The sequence below is a fragment of the Pseudofrankia saprophytica genome, assembly GCF_000235425.2.
GTDB classification, from domain to species: Bacteria; Actinomycetota; Actinomycetes; order Frankiales; family Frankiaceae; genus Pseudofrankia; species Pseudofrankia saprophytica.
On the sequence record NZ_KI912266.1, the window covers coordinates 6798378 to 6818102 of the forward strand.

The window sequence follows — 19725 nt, forward strand, 5'->3', positions numbered from 1 at the left end:
ACGATCAGCGGCGCGAGGTCGTGCGCCGACGCCGCCGAGGCGAGCGGTTCGACGCGCGCCGTCGAGGCGAGCGGCCCGACCCGCCGGTCACCAGGCGCACGGCCAGCAGCACGATGACGGCCCCGACGATCGCGGTGATCCACGTCGACAGGCTGAAGAACGTGTCGAGCGACTTGACATTGAAGATCATCTTGGCGAGCCAGCCACCGAGCAGGGCGCCGACGATCCCGGAGACACCCGCGACCACCCAGCCCGTCCGCTCTCCGGTGAGCTTCTCGGCGATCAGGCCAGCGACGAGCCCCAGTACGATCCAGGCGATGATGCCCATGTTTTCCCTGCTATTCGTTGTTGGCCGGCTGTTTTTAGTGCACCGGCGGGCACTCGCCGCGTCATCCCCAGGTTGTCGTGCAGTGGAGCGGCGTGGCGGGGTGTGGTGGTATCAGGCGGCCATGGTGGGCGACCGGATGAACCGCGGATATCAGGCAGGACGCGATGCTCCGACGGTCCTTGCCTTGTCGATCCAGGTTTGAATCTGTAGCTCGGTGAGCCCGATGACCGGCCCGTGCCGGTCCTCGATCATCACCTTCAGGTTCGCGGCGTTGCGGTGACGTAGTTCCCTGATCGACGCGACCCCGACTTCCTCCAGGATCGCGCGGTACCTGACGCCGATGCCCTTGATCTTGTCCAGATCGCCTTCGTGAGCCTGGTGGCGGTCGATGTCGGTCGCACTCATGAGACTCCCTTTCCTGGGAGTTCAGCGTGCGGGAAAAAGGAAACACCGGCGGAAACGACGACACCAAGGCGCCGGAAAAATTGGGGAAACTTCACGGGCAACGTCCCAGGGGCGATCACTGGTGGCGCTCGAGCGTGAGTAACACACTCGCGGTCTCGCGGCAGCTATGCGGCGTTTCCGATCCCGAGCCGGCTATTTCCTAGCTACTTGAGCATATCCCGAAAACGCCTGGTTGTCGACCCGGCGCGAAACGCACCGCACGATCCCACGGCCCGTACCGCGCCAAGAGCCGGTTGTTTTGACCAGCACCCGGGCTCAGGAGTCACGGAGTCCTCGACCCGAGTAGGCGCCGGGCGTGCTGCTCCGTGGAGAGCAGGGCGAGGGTGGCCGCCGCCCCCTGGTTGGCGTTGCGTCCTCCGGGTTCGAGGCCGTCGTGGCAACCGCCGGTCGTGGTGTCGACCAGCGGCGTGCCGGCGTCGTTCTCGCCGAGGAACCAGCCGTGGGCCTGCCCGAGACCGGTGAGCCAGTCGCGCTGGCCGGTCGCCGCGTGGGCCCGCGCGCAGGCGTCCGCGATGGCCGCCGCCTCGATGGGCTGCTGGTCGAAGCCAGGCCTGAGATCACCCCTAGGGCGCCGGCCGCCGACGGGGGTCAGCGACAGAATGTCGCCCCGGGTCTCCACGTAGAGCAGCCAGGCCAGCAACCGCAGACCGTTCGCACCTGCCGTCCGGTCGGACAGGCACATGCCGGCCAGGATCAGCGCCTCCGGCACCGCCGCGTTGGCATAGCGCAGCGTGGGGTCCGGCCAGGGCCATCCGGGATCATCCTTGATCGGGCCGATCTCGGTAACCGCGTCGGCGAGCAGAGTACGAGCCGGCTCGTCGTCCGGGTGGGCCAGCAGCAGCTCGCCCGCTCCGAGCGCGGCGAAGGTCATGGCCCGCGGCCAGGGGGAACGGCGGGCGGCACTGACCTGGAACCCGGCCCGGGCCCGCGCCCGCAGCCGCCGGGTGGGCGCCAGCGCCGCCGCGGTACCCAGCCCCCACAGGGCCCGGCCCCAGCAGTCACCAAGTTCGGGGTCGTCCCACCAGCGGCCTTCGCTGTCGCGCCGGTTGGCAACCATGCCGTCCGGCGCCTGCGCCGCCAGCACGAAGTCGAGATAGAGGTCCAACAGCCGGATGAGTTCCGGAAGCAGCGACGGCTCGCGGGAGAGGACCACCAGCCCGCGCGCGACGTCGTCCACGCAGTACCCGTGCTCCCGGCGCGGCGCCGAGCCCAGAGCACGTCGGAACAGGCCGATGTCGTCGCTGAGCCGGAAGAGATGAGCGAACGAGATCGCCGGCGTCACCGGGCCGCCGTGGTCTCGGCGAGCTGCTGATCGAGGTCGCGGGCAGCCGAGACGGACGGGTGCCGGCGCAGGCGGCGGCGGATCTCGTCGGCGCGCCGCGCGTTGCGCCGGGACCGGGTGACCGCCAGTAGTGGGACGGCCTGGGCGGCCAACGCGCAGCCGGTGTCGAGGTTGCCCAGGTCGATCTGCACACCCGCGCGGCGCAGCAGGTAGGTCGCCCGATCGCGCGGTTTCTCGGCCGGGTGGGCCGCCTGTGCCTGGCTGAGCCATCCGTCGGCGGACAGCAGGTTTCCTAGATCGATGTAGCAGCAGCCAATCTGAGCCTGGAACTCGGCCTCGTCGAAGTAGCACGCCCAGGCTGGCTCCTGCGTCGTCGCCTGGTCGAACGCGGCCTCGGCGATGCCGAGTTCGCGCTGGCAGGAGGCTTCGTCGACGAGCGCCGCGTGTGCCCGGGCCTGGCGCATGTGCAGCATCGCGCCGACCCGGCCGGTGGTGCCGCCCGCCGTGCGCACGGCCGCCTCCGCCAACCCGAGTGCCTCGACGGGTTGAGAGAAGTCGATGCACTGCAGCGACATGTTCTTCAGCACGTTCGCGCCGAGCAGGCGGTCACCGCCGATGTGCGCGGCGTGCAGCGCGGTCGCCCAGTAGCGCTGCGCGCCCGTCTGGAATCCGGCGTCGAAGGAGACCCAGCCGGCGAGCCGGGCGAGCTCGGCCGCCACGATGTGCAGCTCACGGCCGATCCGCTCGGAGAAGCGGCCGCGGGCGAGCAGCTCCGTCACCACCCCGAGCTCCGCGTCGACGAGCCGGCGCACGCTCCCCCCGCCGAGCCGGTCGTCCATCACCCGCAGGCCGGGGATGTTGTGCGCCATCCGGTGCACGATCTGATCATCGACAAGACCGCCGTCCAACGCGCCGGCCAGGCAGGCGGGCCCCAGCCCCAGCCACTGGTCGGCGAGCGCGGCGACGCTGGCGCCGTTGATGGCGAGGAAGCCGCGACGGTCGTTTACCGCGTCCTGGACGACATTGATCATCGAGGTCAGACTGCCGGCCTGGGTCCACGGGTAGTCGATGCGGACGTCTTCACCGGTGGGCAGCCAGGACGGCCACGGATGGGACTCTAACCGCTCGATCGGCACGCCCAACTCGGTCGCCAACGCCAACTGCGAGACCCGGTCCGGCACGACGCCGCGGTGCTCCCAGCGCCACACCTTCTGCCGCTCCGCGGCCATGTTCCCCTCGCCGAGGTCGCGAGCCCTCTTGGCGACGACCCGGGCGAGCTTCTGATAGGACCACCCCCGCTGGACGCGGACGAACGTCAGTGGATGCGCGCAGGCCTGGATGTGCTGCGTCATCATCGGTGATCCTCCATCCCAGCCGCCGCCACAGGCAGAACACGGTAGGGAACGACGGCCAGGCATAGACAGACTCCGCGGTCTGCCGTAGTCGGAGCGAGGATGACGGCAGCCACCATGCATGTCTCCTTGGACGCGCCGGAACAGGCACTCAGACAGGGAAGGCGGGGGACCGTGCCCCCGCCTTCTCCCGGGCCCGTCGCGCGCGCCGAAAGCTTCGGCGGGTCTGATCACCACCTCGGCGTGGTGATCTGTCGGCGGACACTACGCCAGATGCATACGCCTTTGCATGTGCAGTGCCACAGCCAGCCCACGAATCATCCATAAGGCCACGAGTGAATAACGACAGCGGGTCGACAGCGGTACCAAACCGATACACAACGATGTAGGGGGTGACCCGTCGGCCGACCAATCCGACATCTCAGACAAGGTCGCTATTTCGCAGCCAGAGGTTCGCATCCGGACCTGCGATCCAGAAGAACTCTTCTCCGCCCGTCGAACGGATTGAGCTGATTGAGCTGATTTTTATCAGCACGACAATGCTCTCGGCCGATGCACCGCCACCACGCGATCCCCGCAACCGGCACGCCGCAACCACGCTCCGTAACGCCGGCCGTAAAAGCACCCGGCACACCCTTACAGCAGGGGGGAGCCGGCCGGATGGGCCCGGATCCGGGGTTCCGGCCCCCGGATCCGGGGGCCGTTCATGATCTGGTGGGATCTTCGGAGTGATAGCTCCCAAAATTCCACCAGATCATGAAAGCGACACCGACCATGATCTTGAGTGACGCCCATGAGGTAGGCGAGGCCGCGTAGGTCACATAGGTCGCAGCCTCCGCGGTATTTCGGGCGCGTTGGAGCATGGGCCGTGACGGTTTCGCGGACGAGTGAGTGGGTCCGGATGAGTGGGTGAGTCCGGATGAGTTCGGGTGCGAGTCGCTCTGCCTCGCGAAGCATCGTGAGCGCGTGTGCGTCCTTCTTCCGGCATGGCAAGCTGTTCGTCGAGCCGTCCGGCCCGGGACTCGCCCACGACGTAACCGGACCCTTAACGGGCACAGCAAAATGCCGCTCGGGCTTCACCCGAACGGCATGCTGTCTTCCGAGATCCTGAGCCGCCAACGTCATGCTACAAACGTGGCAACTCTGGTGGAGCTGAGGGGATTCGAACCCCTGACCCTCACACTGCCAGTGTGATGCGCTACCAGACTGCGCCACAGCCCCGTATTTGATTTTCCTTCACCGCGCTTCGAACCCTACTACATGGTTCGCGGTTCCGGTTTGGTGCCTGTCGGTACCTCTTGCCCGCCGGTCAGGCCGGTGGTCGAGAGTGTACCGGATCCGTGTCCGGGGCCACCGAGGCGTCCTCGCCGGAGATCCTTGCCTGGCTAGGAAGGACGGTCCCGACGGTCACGTTCAGTGGGCCGGTGCCAACCTTATCAGGCCGGGCGACGCCGACATTGTGCTCCACCAGCCGGAACCGTCCGTGTTCGCGCCGCAGCAGCGACCAGCAGCAGTTGCGCAGCGGGCCGAAGTGCCACCAGGTCGCCGGCGGCAGGCCGAGCAGGTGCCCGATGAGCGACCGCGCCGTCCCGCCGTGCAGGACGAACACGACGAGGCTGTCCGGCCCGGCCGGCGGCCCCGCCGCGACGATCTCGTCGAACAGCGCGCCGGCTCGGGCCGCGACCTCGAGGTAGGTCTCGCCGCCGCCCCGGCGGATGTCCTCACCACGCCGCCAGGCGGCATCCTCCTCCGGGAACAGCCGGCCTGCCTCGGACGACGTCAGGCCCGACCAGGCACCGAGGTCGATCTCGCGCAGGCGCGCGTCCGGCCGGTACGGCAGGCCGACCGCGGCCGCGGTCGCGCGACACCGCAGCAGATCGGACGACACGACCAGGTCGGGGCCCATCGCCCGGATCACCGGGCCCACGGCGGCCACCTGGGCGCGCCCGACCGCGTCGAGTGGTGGGTCGGCCTGGCCCTGGAAGCGCCCGCGGTCGTTCCATTCCGTCCGGCCGTGCCGCAGGAGCAGCAGCCTCACCAGGAGGAGCCGGCCGGGCGGTCCGCGTCGGACGCCGCCGGAATGCCCGACGCACCGGCACCGACCGTCGCCCTGGCCTTGTCCCTGTCCTCGAAGTCGACGCGTGGGCAGTCCTTCCACAGCCGCTCGAGGTCGTAGAACTCGCGCTCCTCGGCACGCTGGACATGCACGACGATCTCGGAGAAGTCCAGCAGCACCCAGCGGCCCTCCCGCTCGCCCTCGCGGCGCAGCGGCTTGACCCCGACGAGCCGCAGCTTCTCCTCCACCTCGTCGACGATGGCGTTGACCTGCCGCTCGTTGTCGGCGGACGCGAGGACGAAGCAGTCCGTGAGGGCCAGCCGCTCGCTGACGTCGAGGACGACAAGGTCCTTCGCGAGCTTGTCGGCGGCGGCCTGGGCGGCGGTCAGAGCGAGCTCGACGGCCCGGGTGGAAGCGGTCACGCTACGGGTTCTCCAAGGTGGTGAGGTGGTCGGGCCAGGTCAGCCGGGGTTGCGGCGGCTGTCCGGCCCGGGGGCGCCGGACGTTGCCGGCCAAGTTACGGTAACCGGCACGGCACACGAGGTCACGGCAGTTTCGCGCCGTTCGTCCGGCCAGTGACCAGTCCCATGATGGCCAACAGACCCTCACAGACTGACATTCCAGTCCCGGTCCGCGCCAGTGGGCCCGTCTAAGCACCGGCATCGACCCGTCACCGACCCCCGGCACATCAGCCCGAGGCCGGCGGCATGGGAAGAGGCCGGTCGTGGTGGGCACGATAGAGGCCGCGCTTGGCGATGTAGCGCACGACGGCGTCCGGCGTCAGGTACCAGATCGGCGCGCCGCGAGCGACCCGGTCGCGGATGTCGGACGACGAGATCGCCAGCGCGGGCACCTCCAGCAGGCTGACGGAGTCCGCCGGCAGGCTCGCGTCGAACGCCAGCTGGTAACCGGGCCTGGTCACACCCACGAAGTGCGCGAGCCGGAACAGTTCGTGTACGTCGCGCCAGGTGAGGATCTGGGCGAGAGCGTCCGCGCCGGTGATGAAGAAAAGCTCGGCGTCCGGGTAGAGCGCGCGCAGGTCGCGCAGGGTGTCGATCGTGTACGTCAGGCCGCCGCGGTCGACGTCGATCCGGCTGACCGTGAACTGCGGGTTCCCTGCGGTCGCGAGGAACGTCATCAGGTAGCGGTCCTCGGCCGCGGACACCTCCCGGTCGGCCTTCTGCCAGGGCTGACCGCTGGGAACAAAGATCACCTCGTCGAGAGCGAACAGCGCGGCGACCTCGCTCGCGGCGACCAGGTGCCCGTTGTGCACCGGGTCGAACGTCCCACCCATCACCCCCAGCCGCCTGGCCGAGGACTTAGTCAGCACTGCCGGACAGTAACGCCACGCCCGACGGACGTGCCCTCCCCGGAGCACGTCCGCCAGCCGGAGTGACCGGCGCCATACCCGTCGACAGGCGCCCGAATCGGGAGCGGATGCCTGCCGGGCCGCGAACCGGAAGGGGCGGGGTCACCGGTTGGTAACCACGTCGACTCCCAAGAGACCCACCAGGACGGGTCCTGGCAGCTAGGCTCGGGGACGCCCACGGAGGTACTTGTCACAAAGGCTGGCACCGACGGGGCACCTGACCTGGCGGTACAGGACGGGCTCGCGTGGTCCGCTCCGCGCTGGTGACGAGGAGGCCGACGATGTCGGTGCCCGGTTCGCGCTTTACCGGAGGCCACACGACCAGGCCCGGTCCGGCGCGCCCCGGCGGGTCCAACCGCCCGGTGTCGGCCGCACGGCCCGACCCGGCTCCGCCGCGCCCGGCGCCCGGCTCCGGGCCGGGCCGTCCGCTCGCGCACCGGCGAAGCCGGCCGTGGCGGTGAGCCCCGGCGTCAGCCCGTTCGCGGGCAAGCCGGCGGACCCGGCGGAGCTCGTCGACCTCGACGCGCTGCTGGCCGCCTACCAGGACGTCCACCCGGACGCGGCCGACCCCGCCCAGCGGGTGTCCTTCGGCACGTCGGGGCACCGCGGCACGTCGACGAACGGCTCGTTCAACGCCGACCACATCCTGGCGACCACCCAGGCGATCTGTGAGTACCGGGCGGCGGCCCGCATCGACGGGCCGCTGTTCATCGGGGTGGACACGCACGCCCTGTCCGCCCCGGCGCTGGCGAGCGCGCTGGAGGTGCTCGCGGCCCACGACGTCGACATCCGGATCGCCCCGGACGGCGAGGCCACGCCGACGCCGGTGATCTCGCACGCGATCCTCACCCACAACCGTTCCGCCCGGCCGGGCGCGGCCGACGGCATCGTCGTCACCCCGTCGCACAACCCGCCGACGGACGGCGGCTTCAAGTACAACCCACCGCACGGCGGGCCGGCGGACACCGAGGTCACCACCGCGATCCAGAACCGGGCGAACGAGCTGCTGGCCGCGGGCCTGGCCGGGGTGAGCCGGCTGCCGTACGAGAAGGCGCGGGCCGCGGCGACCGTGCACGACTACGTCACCGCCTACGTCGACGACCTGGTCGGCGTCGTCGACCTGGACGCGATCCGGGGTGCCGGGGTGCGCGTCGGCGTCGACCCGCTGGGCGGGGCGAGCCTGGTCTACTGGCAGGCGATCGCGGAGCGTTACCAGCTGGACCTGACCGTCGTGAACGACACGATCGACCCGACGTTCGGCTTCATGACCCGTGACTGGGACGGCAAGATCCGGATGGATCCGTCGTCCCCGTACGCGATGGCCTCGCTGCTGCGCCTGACGGGGGCGACCCCGGCGGACGACCGGTTGGGGTTCGACATCGCCGTCGCCAACGACGCGGACGCCGACAGGCACGGCATCGTCACGCCCGGCGCGGGCCTGCTCAACCCGAACCACTACCTCGCGGTCGCGATCTCCTACCTGTTCGCGCACCGCACCGACTGGGCTCCGGCGGCGGCGGTCGGCAAGACGCTGGTCAGCTCGAGCCTGATCGACCGGGTGGCGGCGGGGCTTGGCCGCGACCTCGTCGAGGTGCCGGTCGGGTTCAAGTGGTTCGTGCCGGGGCTGACGGACGGAAGCCTGGGCTTCGGCGGTGAGGAGAGCGCCGGGGCGTCGTTCCTGCGGTCCGACGGCTCCGTCTGGACGACCGACAAGGACGGCCTCATCCTCTGTTTGCTGGCCGCCGAGATCACCGCGGTCACCGGCCGTGACCCGGGCGCGCTCTACGAGGAGCTGACCGCGAGGTACGGCGCCCCCGCCTACCGCCGGGTCGACGCGCCCGCCACGGTGGCACAGAAGGACGTCCTGAAGAAGCTCACCCCCCGGGCGCTCGGCGCGGCGACGCTCGGCGGCCAGCCGGTCGTCGCGACGCTCACGCACGCGCCGGGCAACGAGGCCTCGATCGGCGGCATCAAGGTCGTCGCCGACGACGCCTGGTTCGCCGCCCGTCCGTCCGGCACGGAGGACGTTTACAAGATCTACGCCGAGAGCTTCCGCGGCCCCGCCCACCTGGACTCGGTGCTCGCCGAGGCCCAGGCCATGGTCGACGCCGCCCTCGCCCGCGGCTGACGCCACCCCCGCCGACGGGCGGCCGTCGCGCGCCACCGGTTGGTCACCACCCACGTGTCATCCGCTCCAACCACCCGGTCGAGATCTGATCCGGTGCCGCCCACGGCCATGCGGCCGCGCCCATCGCCGAGGCGGGAAGGCCACCCGCACAGCCCCGAAGCCCGGGCCTCGGTCCGGGACACCCGCGGACCGAGGCCGGGCAGGCCGCGTCGTCTCAGGCGGCGGCTCTCTCAGCCGCTGGAGCCGGCCGCCGTGTCGGCGGGGGCGGCGGGGGCGGCGGCAGTCGGGGAGCCACCGCCCGATCCAGCAGTTCCGCCGGTTCCGCTCGATCCGTCCGTTCCGTCGGCGCTCCCCGGACCGCTGGTACCTCCGCCCGTGGAGCGGGCACGGGGGGCGTCGCCGCGGCGGCGCAGGGCGCGGGGCAGGCGGTAGAGGAGGTAGAGGACGGCCACGACGAGAACGATCAACGCGATCACGCCGAAGGCCGAGATGATCTTCTCCAGACCGGAGACGAAGTCGTGCCAGGCCGTGCGCAGCGCATGGACGAAGCCGTTCTCGTCCTTCGGCTCGTCCCTCGGGGCGCCCGTCTCCGCGAGGTCGATCGTCAGAGTGGCCAGGTCGCTCTGGTCCGCCAGCACCTTGCGCTGGCCCTCGAGCTGCTCGATCTGGATCTGCACCCCGTCGATCTGCTGCTGCACCTGGAGGATCTCGCCGACGGTCGTCGCCTTGCCGAGCAGCGTCAGGTAGGTGGCCCGCGACGTCCCGAGCGCGCCCAGACGGGCCTCGAGGTCGACATAGTCGGCGGTGACGTCCTTGGAGCTCATGGTCGAGGTGAGGACGGTGCCCGCGTCACCGACGGCGTTCTGCAGCTTGGTGAACGAGGCGGCCGGCACCCTGATGGTGATGGTCGCGCCCTGCCGGTCGTCGTCGCCCGTCGCGGCGGTGCCGCTGACCTGGCTGTCCGCGAGGTAGCCGCCGAACCCTTCGGCCGCGGCGCTGATCTTGCGGATCGTCGGCTCGACGGCGCCGGCGGGGACCTCGACGCTCATCGACCCGGTCCACACGATCCGTGGCTGAGCCCCTGCCGGGCGGGCGGCGCCGGAGCCGCCCGCGGGTACGGGGCCCGGCTCCACAGGCCCCGTGAGGGATGGTGCTGAGGCGGCGGGCGCGGCACGCTCCGCGCTACCCGCGCCGGCGGCGCTGCCGACGCCGGCGGCGCTGTCACTGCCGGCGAACCCGCTTCCGGCGGCGGTGTCGGGCTTGACGGCGGCCGGAGCCGGCAGGCTGTAGCTCGACGTGCGGCCGCCGTCGCCCGCGGTGCCCAACGCGACAACGATCAGGACGACGATGACCAGAACCACCGCGCCGACGAGGGCGCCGCGCCGGCTCACCCGCAGCTGGCGCCCTCCGCCGAGCGGTATCCGCGTTCCCCCGGCGTCGTCCTGACGCCTGGCGGCGTGCGTGGCGCGCGCCGCGAGCCAGCCCGCCCGCAGCGCCCCGTCACCGGCCCGTGGGGCCTGTGGAGCCGACACACCGCCCGGCGTGGCTGCCCGGGCCGCACGGGGAGCCGAGGTCTCGGCGGGGCCCTGCGCGGGTGCCTCCCTCGTCAGCGTCGCCGTGGCTCCCCCCGCGCCGCCCGCCCCCACATCGGACCCCGGCTCCACCCGGGTGCCCAGCCCCTCGTCCGCCGCCATCGCTGCCCTCCGATCCGTGCCTCGCGGCACCTCGCAGGCGTTGGACGCGCCCCGCCCCCGATCGGTTTCACCTATCCAGCGCATTCCGGCGCTGTCGGGTGGCGGACAGCGTCCGGACCGGACCAACGGGTCAGGTGGACGTCAGCAGGGCGCGAAGGTGCCGGGGCGGGGGCGAGCCGTGGGCGAGGAGCTCGTCATGGAAGGCGCGCAGGGCCGAGGGGGCGGGGCGAAGGGCCTGGCGGAGCTCGGTGATCTCCTTCCAGCCAACGAAGTAGGTGGACAGCTGCCCCGAGGTCAGCAGGGCGCGGCGCCACTTGCCGTATGCCTCGCCCTCCTCCTGCAGGCCGCGGTTCATCATCAGCGCCATCGCCTCGGCCCTGGTCAGGCCCGCGCAGTGCACACCGTGGTCGAGCAGGGCGTTGATGGTCATCCGCAGCTGCATCTTGAGCTGCATCAGCCGCACCGCCGGACCACCGAAGCCCGCCTCGGCCATGACCTGTTCCGCGTATACCGCCCAGCCTTCGATGAAGGATCCTGACTGCGCGGCGGCGCGCACCCTGGTCGGTCCCTGGAAACGGCGGTCGACGGCGATCTGCAGGTGATGGCCTGGGATGGCCTCGTGGACGGTGAGGTTACGCAGGGCGGCGCGGTTGTACTCCCGGTAGAACGAACGCTTCCGCTCGTCCGACCAGCGCTCGGGCGTCGGCGCGATCGCATAGAACGCCGGCAGCGGCGCCGTTTCCAGCGGACCGGGCGTGTCGAGGTAGGCCACCGAGACGCCGCGGGCGAACTCCGGCATGACGACGATGTCGAGCGGGTCGTCGACAGGGCTGACCAGGTCGACGTCGGCGAGAAAGGTGGTGATGTCGGCGAGCGCGGCGCGGATGTCCGCGACGACCGTCGCGTCGTCGGGCGCGTCGGCGGCGACCAGGTCCAACGCCCGCCGGACCACGTCCGCGCCCGGCCGCTCCCCGAGGTATCTGGCGGCGGCCTCGGTAATCTCCTCGGTCACCCGGTCGAGATGCTCGCGCGCCGCGGCGACCACCTGCGCGGACGTCAGATCACTCGACAGGCTGTGCGCCAGCGTCCGCTCCCACAGCGCCTGGCCGAGCCGAGGACCGCGCTCCCCCAGGCTGGTCACCTCGTCGAGGGCGGCGTCGTCCTCGGCGGGCGCCCCGGCCTGGTCGGCGGCCCCGGCCTGGTCGGGCAGCTTCGCGCGCAGCAAGTCACCGAACTCGCCGACGGCCCGCAGCGCCGCTGCCCGCGGCGGCTCGACCACCTGCCGCAGCGAAGGCTCCTCGGCGAGCGCGGCCGCGACGTCGTCGCGGATGAGGCCCGCGAGCCCCGCGGCCCGGTCCACGGCCGTCTCGAGGTGGACCCGCGGCATCGGGCCGAGGACGCGGCGGGCGGTGGCCAGCGCGTCGGGCAGCGCGGCAAGGCGGCCGGCGAGCAGGCGCAGCCGGTCTCCGGCCGGCGCGAACGGCCGCGCCAGCAGGCCGTGCAGCGCATGGCCCGGCAGGTGGACGAGCGGGTTCCATTCGTGGGCGCGCAGCTCGGCGGCGTCGAACTCCGCCGCGGTGAGCAACTCCCCCAGCATGGCGGCGTCCACCGCTGCCTCGGGCTCGAGCGCGGCGATGTCGACCCGCCCCAGCGCCGCCCGGTGCTCCCGCACCGCGGCGAGGTACCCGCGCTGCGCCTCGGGTCCGAGGTCGTCGAGCCGGTCGTCGAACCGGTGGTCGCCCAGCGCGCTCGCCCACGTCGGCCGCCGCGTCAGCAGATCTTCCAGCACTCCGTCGGCGACCACCGTGAACTCCGCCGCCGCCCCCGGACGCGTCATGCCCCGAACCTAGCCGGTCGGTCGCACCAGGCCCCATCGGTTTGTATGGCTTGCGCGGGCGGTGCCTCGTCACCGCACAGCAGGCGCCGCCCGCGGGCGATCGGACCCCAGGTCAGGCGCCGGGCTCTTCGGCGTCCGCTTTCACGGTTCCGGGCTTCGCGGTGTCGGGCTTGTCGGTCTCGGGCTTGTCGGCCAGGCCAGCGGCAGGCTCGCTCGCCCCGACCGGTGCGCTCGCCCCGGTGGGGGTGCTCCCGCCGGCCGCCGTTGTCCCGGCCGCCGTTGTCCGGGCCGGGGCTGTCCCGGCCGGAGTGCCGACGCGCGTCGGGACGGGGCCCGGGTACCGGGGTAGCGGGGCCCAGGTGCCGGCGCCCGCATCGGGCCAGCCGGGACGGCGAGCGGCGGCGCGGCGGCGGATCGCCTGGTAGCCACGAACGAGCGGGTAGCTGGCGCCGGCGATCAGGAGCAACACGACGATCACGCCGAGCGCGGAGACGATCCCCTGGAGGCAGTAGACAAAGCTGCGCCAGGCGGTGCCGAAGGCGCGCACGAAGCCGTTCTTGGATGTCGAGTTCGCGCCCTGCTCGACGACCTCGATGGTCAGCGTCGCCAGATCACTCTGGTCGGTGAGCACCGTCAGCTGTCCCTGGATCTGCTCGATCTGGGTCTGCACGGTGGTGATCTGCTGCTGCACCGTGAGAATGTCGCCGATCGTCGTCGCCTTATCGAACAGGCTCACGAAAGTGGCCCTGGTCGCGGTCAGCGCGGCAAGACGTGCCTGAAGGTCGACGTAGTCGCCGGTGACGTCCTTTGACGACGTGGTGGCCGAGCTGACGGTGCCCACGCCGCGGACGGCGGCGCGCAACCTGTCGAACGAGCCGCCCGGAACCCGGACGGTGAGTGTCGCGCGCTGGTGGGCATCGTCGGTCGTCGACGAGATGCCACTGACCCGGCTCTCGCCGACATAGCCGCCGAGTTCCTGAGCGGCGGCGGAGATCTTGCTGATCGTGCTCTCGACGGAGCCGGCCGGGACCTCGACACTCATTGCCCCGTTCCAGACGATCCTCGGCTGGACCCCGGCGGGTGACGCGCCGCCCGGACCGCCCCCGCCGCCCCCGCCGCCCCCGCCGTGAGATGGCCACGTCCACGCTCTCGGATCCGCTACCTGGCGGTTCTTCCCGGATCTCCTCCGCCTCGCCAATGGCCATGCCCCGCTCCCCTCGATCCACCGCCCCGCGGCGTCGCGTCGTCAGCCGTTTCGACGCCGCCTGGCGGCAGTTGGTTCACGGGGAGTCGCCGGAATCCACGAGCGGGGCGGATCAGGTAGGTAGCAGGCGTCCGATGAAGGCTTCGAGTTGTTCGACGTTTCGGCACTCGACCATCTCGTCGACGATGTCGGCGTAGGCCGTCGTGGCGGAGTCGCCGGAACCCCAGTAGGAGCGGGGCTCGGGGTTGAGCCAGTAGGCGTGCCGGGCCTGCTGGCAGAGGCGCCTGAACGGGACGGCCGCGGTCGCGCGGTAGTTGTTGCGGGCGTCGCCGAGGATCAGGAGCGAGGATTTCGGGCCGACGGCGTCGGGATACTTCTCGGCGAAGACCTCGAAGGCGTGTCCGTAGTCGCTGTGGCCGTCGAACCAGACCAGGTCCGCCTCCTTGGCGATCTTGGCCATCATGTCGCCGAGGTCGACGCCGCGCAGGAAACGGGTGATCTCGTCGGTGGTGTCGATGAAGCCGAACGCGCGCACCTTGGAGAACTGCTCGCGCAGCGCGTGGGTGAGCATCAGGGTGAAGTGCGCGAACGACGCGACCGAGCCGGAGACGTCGCAGAGCACGACCAACTCGGGCTTGTGCGGCTTGTGCGGGCGGTGCTTCGTCTCCAGCGGGACGCCGCCGGTTGCCAGCGAGGCGCGCACGGTGCGGCGGAAGTCGAGCCGGCCACTGCGGCCGAGGCGGCGCTTGGCGGTCAGTCGGGTCGCGAGCCGGCGCGCCAGTGGGTAGACCTGCCGGCGCAGCTCGACGAGGTCCTGGTGAGAGGCCCGCAGGAACTCGACCTGGTCGGTGAGCGGCTTGACGGCGGTCCGCTCGGTTGCCTCCAGGCCGCGTTCCTCGGCCATCCGGCGGCGGATCTCGCTCTGGACCATCTCCTCGAAGGAGCGGATCCGGTCGGTGATGGTCTGCCGGGCGATCCGCTCGGCGAGGCCGCCCTTGTCCTGGGGGCCGAGCATCGCGGCGAGCAACGCCGCGATCAGCGTGTCCGGCGACATCGCGCGCAGCACCCGGAAGACGAACCACGACTTGCCGTTCTGCCCGCCGGCAGGCGCCGAGCCGAAATTGGAGACCGCCTGGCGGGCGAGCTCACGCAGCGCGTCGTCGTCGCCGTCCAGCAGCGCCTGCTGGAGCCGGTCGCGCATCGCCTTGCGCAGCGCGTCCAGCTCCTCGGGGGTGAGGTCGCGTGACTCGTCGCTCGGCTCGCCCTCGCCCTCGCCAGGCATGCCGTCTGCCCCGCCGGCCACCCCGTCGCCGATCCGCGGCGGGAAGTACAGGTCGAACAGGGTGTCGAAGGCGTTGCGGTAGAGCGGGCGCTTGCACATCGTGGTGGCGAATGCCGCGCGGACGGCCTCCCGGTCCAGCCAGCCCACCGCGCCGACGGCGCGCGACGCGTCGACGGTCTCCGCGGTGCTCACCGGCACACCGGCGCGCCGCAGCGCCGCGGTGAAGTCGACGATGCGGTCTACCAGGTTCATCGCGTGCCCCTCACTGCTCGCGGGAACGCGGGCCGGTCAGTTGGCGCCGAGCTTGAGCTGGCTGATGGCGCGAGCTTGGTCGCTCGCGTGCTTGAGGACGACGCCGAGGGTGCTCTTGACCTCTTCCTCGTTGAGGGAGTCGAAGCCGAGGGCGAGCACCGTCTGGCCCCAGTCAATCGTCTCTGCGATCGACGGCGCCTTCTTCAGCTCCATCGCCCGCAGGGAGCGGACCGTCCGAACGAGCGCCTCGGCCATCTGCTCCGGCAGCTCCGGCACCCGGGCCAGCAGGATTTCCTTCTCCCGGGCCGCCGACGGGTAGTCGAGGTTGAGGTAGAGACAGCGGCGCTTGAGCGCCTCGGAGAGCTCGCGGGTCGCGTTCGAGGTCAGGATGACGAACGGCCGGCGCGTCGCCTGGATCGTGCCAAGCTCGGGGATCGTCACCTGGAAGTCGGAGAGCACCTCCAGCAGCAGGCCCTCGACCTCGACGTCGGCCTTGTCGGTCTCGTCGATCAGCAGCACGGTCGGCTCCTCGCGGCGAATCGCGGACAGCAGCGGCCGCGCCAGCAGGAACTCCTCGCTGAAGATGTCGTCGTGGGTCGAACGCCAGTCGGCGGCCGCGGAGCTGTCGCCGGAGGCGGCCTGGATGCGCAGCAGCTGCTTCTTGTAGTTCCACTCGTACAGCGCGCGCGCCTCGTCGAGCCCCTCGTAACACTGCAGGCGGATCAGCTCCGCGCCGACCGACGCCGCAAGCGCCTTGGCGAGCTCGGTCTTGCCGGTGCCCGCCGGTCCCTCGACCAGCAGTGGCTTGCGCAGCCGGTCGGCGAGGAAGACCGTGGTGGCGATCGCCTCGTCGGCGAGGTAGCCTGTCTCCCTCAGACGGCCGCGCACATCCGCGACGTCGGCGAAGGCGTGTTCCTGCAACGACATGGGACTTTTCCCCGCTCTACGTCCGCTTGATCCCCTCGGATCCGTTATCCGTCCGTCCTATATTGCCAGTGCGTACCGCCAGATACCTGGACTGCTACGAGTCCGGATGGTTGGGGTGCGGACGGTTATGTTTCGGACGGGTAACGATCGGCCAGCCAGAGTTCGTCAGGATGGCTCGTCCGTCGCGTGCAGCCGGCGGGCCAGCGCGATCGTGATCTCCTGCTCCGGCTCGAGGGCGACCACGGCGGCAAGGCCGTCGCACAGGGCCGTGACGCCGTCGGGGCCGAGGGTGGCCCGTAGCCGGTCGAGGTCGGCGGCCCGGGCCCGAAGGACCTGTGCGATGGCGTTCTCGGCGCGCGGTGTCAACGCGAGCAGGACCCGTCGCCGGTCGGCCACGTCGATCGACCGGTCGAGGTAGCCGGCCGCGGCGAGGGTGTCGACGGCACGGCTGACCGCCTGCTTGGTGACCGAGAAGAGGGTGGCCAACTCGCCGACAGACGCCACGCCCCCTTCGACGAGTCGCAGAAGCTGCAGATCCGCCAGCCGCAGGTCGTCATGGCCGGCCGCGGCGAGTGCCACCTCGGTGCGGGCCCGCCAGACCTGGTGGGCGGACGAGAGCCGCAGCCCGAGATCCGGCTCGCTGGATGGTTCTCCGTTGGATCCCACCGCCCCAGCCTAATAGACACCCGCCGTTGACTATCAATCTTGGTTGACTATTCTGTCGAAATGACACGCATGACGGTCACCTCGATCGACCAGGCGGGGGTGGCGGCCCGAGGCAGCGGTCCTCGGCGGCGGGTATGCGCCGCCTTCGCGGCGGCGGCGCTCGCGACGATGATCACCGCCGGCTGCGCTGGCACCCCCGAGCGGGCGGCGCCGGTGACTCGCTCCGCGACGGCGGTGGCCGGCGCCGCGACGCCAGTGGCCGGCGCCGCGACGGCGAGCTGTGCACCCGCCCGCCCGGCGCCGTCCGCCGCCGGTACCCAGGCGTTCCGTTACGGCGGGGGCGATCGTTCCTACCTGTTGGCGCTGCCGGACGGCTATCGGGGCACGACGGCCAGTCCGCTGGTGTTCGACTTCCATGGGTTCGGCGGCAGCGTGCGCGACCAGGAAGCGAGCACGCTGCTGGCGGCCACCGGCACCGCGCGTGGATACATCGTGGTCACCCCCGCCGCTCTCGGCGATCCGACCAAGTGGAACATCCTCGGGACTGACGGCGCCGCCGACGACTACGGCTTCGCGCACGCGCTGCTGACTGATCTGACCTCGCGGCTGTGTGTCGACCCGGACCGGATCTACGCCGCCGGCCACTCCAACGGCGGCGCTTTCGCCGGGCTGCTCGCCTGCCGCCCGCCCTTCCCGTTCGCGGCGGTCGCGCTGGTGTCGGGCACTCCGCCGTCGACCTGCCCGGCCGCCGCCGTCGCGGCCGGCTCCGGGCCGTCGGTACTCGCCATCAACGGGACGGCGGACACGACGGCGCCCTACGCCGACAACGTCAACCGGCTGGACACCTTCGTCCAGAGCTACGGCTGTCGCCCGGCCTCCGGACCGACGACTCTGATGGTCGGTGTCAGCCAGCGACGCGATCTTGGCTGCGCAGGGGCGGGCGCCGCGGGCCGCGACATCGAGGTGGACCTGGTGACGGTGGACGGCGGCACTCATGTCTGGCCGGGCGGACCGGCTGCGTCCAGCGACCGCCCATCGGCGGTGGGGAACTCGGCGGCCGGCCGGACCTTCCCGGCGACCCAGGCCGTGCTCGACTTCTTCGACCACCACCGCCGGTGACCGGCCCTCCCCCGAGGGTCAGATCCGGTCGTAGGCGGGCAGCGTCAGGAACTCGGCGTAGGGCTCGCCGAGCGCGGTCTGCTCGAACAGCTCGACGGCGTCCTTCCACCGTCCGGCCGCGAACGCCTCGGCGCCGCCGGCGGCCTGCAGCCGCTCGACCTCCTGGGCGAGCACGGCGCGGACCAGCTCCGCGGTGACGACCCGGCCGTCCGCGAGCTTCGCGCCCGCGGCGACCCACTGGTGGAGCTGGCTGCGGGAGATCTCGGCGGTGGCCGCGTCCTCCATGAGGTTGTCGATGCCGACGGCGCCGGTGCCGCGCAGCCAGGCCTCCAGATACCGCAGGCCGACGCTGATGTTGATCCGCACGCCGGCCTCGGTGATCTCGCCCGGGGTGGCGGCGATGTCCAGCAACTGGGCGGCGGTGACGTGGACGTCGTCGCGCTGGCGGGCGAGCTGGTTGGGCGCGTCGCCGAGCACCCCGTCGAAGACCTCGGTGCAGACGGGCACCAGATCGGGGTGCGCGACCCAGCTGCCGTCGAACCCGTCTCCCGACTCGCGCTCCTTGTCGGCCCGCACCTTCGCCAGCGCCGCCGCGTTGACCTCCGGATCCCGCCGGGACGGGATGAACGCGGCCATGCCGCCGATCGCGTGCGCGCCGCGACGGTGGCAGGTGGCGACGAGCAGCTCGGTGTACGCCCGCAGGAACGGCACCGTCATCGTCACCGAGCCGCGGTCCGGCAGCAGGAACTCCGCCGGCCGCGACGCGAACGTCTTGATGGTGGAGAACATGTAGTCCCAGCGGCCGGCGTTGAGCCCGGCCGAGTGCTCCCGCAGCTCGTAGAGGATCTCCTCCATCTCGAACGCGGCGGGCAGCGTCTCGATGAGCACCGTCGCCCGGATGGTGCCGCGCGGCAGGTCGAGCGCGTCCTCGGCGGCGGTGAACACGTCGTTCCACAGCCGGGCCTCGAGGTGGCTCTCCAGCTTGGGCAGGTAGAACGCGGGCGTGCGGCCGGCGTCGACGAGCGTGCGCGCGTTGCGGAACAGGTAGAGCCCGGCGTCGAAGAGCGACCCGGACATCGGCGCGCCGTCGACGAGCACGTGCCGCTCGGGCAGGTGCCAGCCTCGTGGGCGGACGACGAGGGTGGCCGTCTGCTCGCCGAGCCGGTAGGAGCGGCCGTCGGGATTGGTGAAGGTCAGCGTGCCGGCGATCGCCGCGGTCAGGTTGCGCTGGCCGTCCAGCAGGTTGAACCAGGTGGGGACGTTGGCGTCCTCGAAGTCGGCCATGAACAGCCGTGCGCCGCTGTTGAGCGCGTTGATCACCATCTTCGCGTCGGTCGGGCCGGTGATCTCGCAGCGGCGGTCGGTGAGATCCGGCGCCGGCGGTGCGCCCCGCCAGTCGCCGGCCCGGACGTCGGCGGTCTCGGGCAGGAAGTCGAGCGTGCCGCCGGCGGCGATCAGGGCGCGCCGCTGGGCCCGCCGGTGGAGCAGTTCCCGGCGACGGGGGCCGAACGTGCGCTGCAGGCCGGCGACGAACGCGACCGCCCCGTCGCCGAGCACCTCGCCGGCCAGCTCCGCCGCGTCGTCCGCCGCGAGCCCTCGCACGGCACGCTCGACGCTCACCCCGTCGCTCGTCGCCCCTCGCAACCCGCCCGTCACACCCATCACGCCCTCCGTCCCTGGCTACCCGCTCCAGTCTGGCCGCCCAGGACCCAAACCGATGCCCGGCGCGGAGATATATCCGCCACGCCTGGACTCGGACACGAT

At 71.6% G+C, this 19725-nt stretch carries 16 protein-coding genes and 1 tRNA gene; 2 read left to right on the forward strand and 15 right to left on the reverse strand.

Features of this window, described 5'->3' with window-relative positions; genetic code table 11:
* Positions 1 to 4: 4 nt before the first annotated feature.
* From FRCN3DRAFT_RS46835 to nadD, 8 genes are all read right to left on the reverse strand, one after another.
* Positions 5 to 328 carry a GlsB/YeaQ/YmgE family stress response membrane protein gene (locus FRCN3DRAFT_RS46835; protein ID WP_007514017.1) on the reverse strand — a complete coding sequence of 108 codons (324 nt, stop codon included), beginning with the start codon at positions 326 to 328 and terminating at the stop codon, positions 5 to 7.
* A 150-nt stretch (positions 329 to 478) separates the two neighbouring features.
* Positions 479 to 733: a DUF4332 domain-containing protein gene (locus tag FRCN3DRAFT_RS0228695; protein WP_007514019.1), complete on the reverse strand. Its 255-nt coding sequence runs from the start codon at positions 731 to 733 to the stop codon at positions 479 to 481.
* Positions 734 to 1055: 322 nt separating this feature from the next.
* Entirely contained in the window at positions 1056 to 2075 is a 1020-nt protein-coding gene (locus FRCN3DRAFT_RS0228700; protein ID WP_007514020.1) for a hypothetical protein, read from the reverse strand.
* Entirely contained in the window at positions 2072 to 3430 is a 1359-nt protein-coding gene (locus FRCN3DRAFT_RS0228705) for an NsdA family TPR-like regulatory protein (RefSeq protein ID WP_007514022.1), read from the reverse strand. The genes FRCN3DRAFT_RS0228700 and FRCN3DRAFT_RS0228705 overlap by 4 nt, the downstream gene beginning before the upstream one ends.
* Before the next feature lie 1141 nt (positions 3431 to 4571).
* Positions 4572 to 4648, reverse strand: a tRNA-Ala gene (locus tag FRCN3DRAFT_RS0228710).
* 88 nt (positions 4649 to 4736) lie between these two features.
* Positions 4737 to 5465 (reverse strand): histidine phosphatase family protein, encoded by a 729-nt coding sequence (locus tag FRCN3DRAFT_RS0228715; protein WP_007514023.1) that lies wholly within the window; start codon positions 5463 to 5465, stop codon positions 4737 to 4739.
* Complete coding sequence (gene rsfS, locus FRCN3DRAFT_RS0228720) at positions 5462 to 5905, reverse strand: ribosome silencing factor (protein ID WP_007514025.1); 444 nt, start codon at positions 5903 to 5905, stop codon at positions 5462 to 5464. Before rsfS ends, FRCN3DRAFT_RS0228715 begins: the two co-directional genes overlap by 4 nt.
* A gap of 266 nt (positions 5906 to 6171) precedes the next feature.
* Positions 6172 to 6777, reverse strand: a complete 606-nt coding sequence (nadD, locus tag FRCN3DRAFT_RS0228725) for a nicotinate-nucleotide adenylyltransferase (protein ID WP_007514027.1) — start codon at positions 6775 to 6777, stop codon at positions 6172 to 6174.
* 526 nt (positions 6778 to 7303) lie between these two features.
* On the opposite strand from nadD, the gene pgm reads away from it, so the two are divergent.
* Entirely contained in the window at positions 7304 to 8980 is a 1677-nt protein-coding gene (pgm, locus tag FRCN3DRAFT_RS0228730; protein ID WP_007514029.1) for a phosphoglucomutase (alpha-D-glucose-1,6-bisphosphate-dependent), read from the forward strand.
* Between the two features lie 230 nt (positions 8981 to 9210).
* On the opposite strand, the gene FRCN3DRAFT_RS46840 is transcribed toward pgm, so the two are convergent.
* The 6 genes from FRCN3DRAFT_RS46840 to FRCN3DRAFT_RS49955 form a co-directional block, all read right to left on the reverse strand.
* Positions 9211 to 10674, reverse strand: coding sequence for a DUF4349 domain-containing protein (locus tag FRCN3DRAFT_RS46840; protein ID WP_007514031.1), 1464 nt, complete (start codon positions 10672 to 10674; stop codon positions 9211 to 9213).
* 130 nt (positions 10675 to 10804) lie between these two features.
* Positions 10805 to 12511, reverse strand: coding sequence for a DUF885 domain-containing protein (locus FRCN3DRAFT_RS0228740; protein WP_007514033.1), 1707 nt, complete (start codon positions 12509 to 12511; stop codon positions 10805 to 10807).
* A gap of 112 nt (positions 12512 to 12623) precedes the next feature.
* A complete protein-coding gene (locus FRCN3DRAFT_RS49950; RefSeq protein ID WP_083401613.1) occupies positions 12624 to 13709 on the reverse strand; it encodes a DUF4349 domain-containing protein in 1086 nt (361 codons plus the stop codon).
* A 118-nt stretch (positions 13710 to 13827) separates the two neighbouring features.
* Positions 13828 to 15249, reverse strand: coding sequence for a vWA domain-containing protein (locus FRCN3DRAFT_RS0228750; protein WP_007514036.1), 1422 nt, complete (start codon positions 15247 to 15249; stop codon positions 13828 to 13830).
* A gap of 36 nt (positions 15250 to 15285) precedes the next feature.
* Positions 15286 to 16176: an AAA family ATPase gene (locus tag FRCN3DRAFT_RS0228755; RefSeq protein WP_007514037.1), complete on the reverse strand. Its 891-nt coding sequence runs from the start codon at positions 16174 to 16176 to the stop codon at positions 15286 to 15288.
* 165 nt (positions 16177 to 16341) lie between these two features.
* The gene (locus FRCN3DRAFT_RS49955) at positions 16342 to 16842 is read right to left on the reverse strand and encodes a MarR family winged helix-turn-helix transcriptional regulator (protein ID WP_007514038.1); all 501 of its coding nucleotides are present in this window, start codon (positions 16840 to 16842) and stop codon (positions 16342 to 16344) included.
* Between the two features lie 60 nt (positions 16843 to 16902).
* Between FRCN3DRAFT_RS49955 and FRCN3DRAFT_RS0228765 the strand changes: the two genes are divergently transcribed.
* Positions 16903 to 17961, forward strand: coding sequence for a CE1 family esterase (locus FRCN3DRAFT_RS0228765; protein ID WP_269799839.1), 1059 nt, complete (start codon positions 16903 to 16905; stop codon positions 17959 to 17961).
* An 18-nt stretch (positions 17962 to 17979) separates the two neighbouring features.
* On the opposite strand, the gene aceB is transcribed toward FRCN3DRAFT_RS0228765, so the two are convergent.
* Positions 17980 to 19623 (reverse strand): malate synthase A, encoded by a 1644-nt coding sequence (gene aceB, locus FRCN3DRAFT_RS0228770; protein WP_007514040.1) that lies wholly within the window; start codon positions 19621 to 19623, stop codon positions 17980 to 17982.
* Positions 19624 to 19725 lie beyond the last annotated feature (102 nt).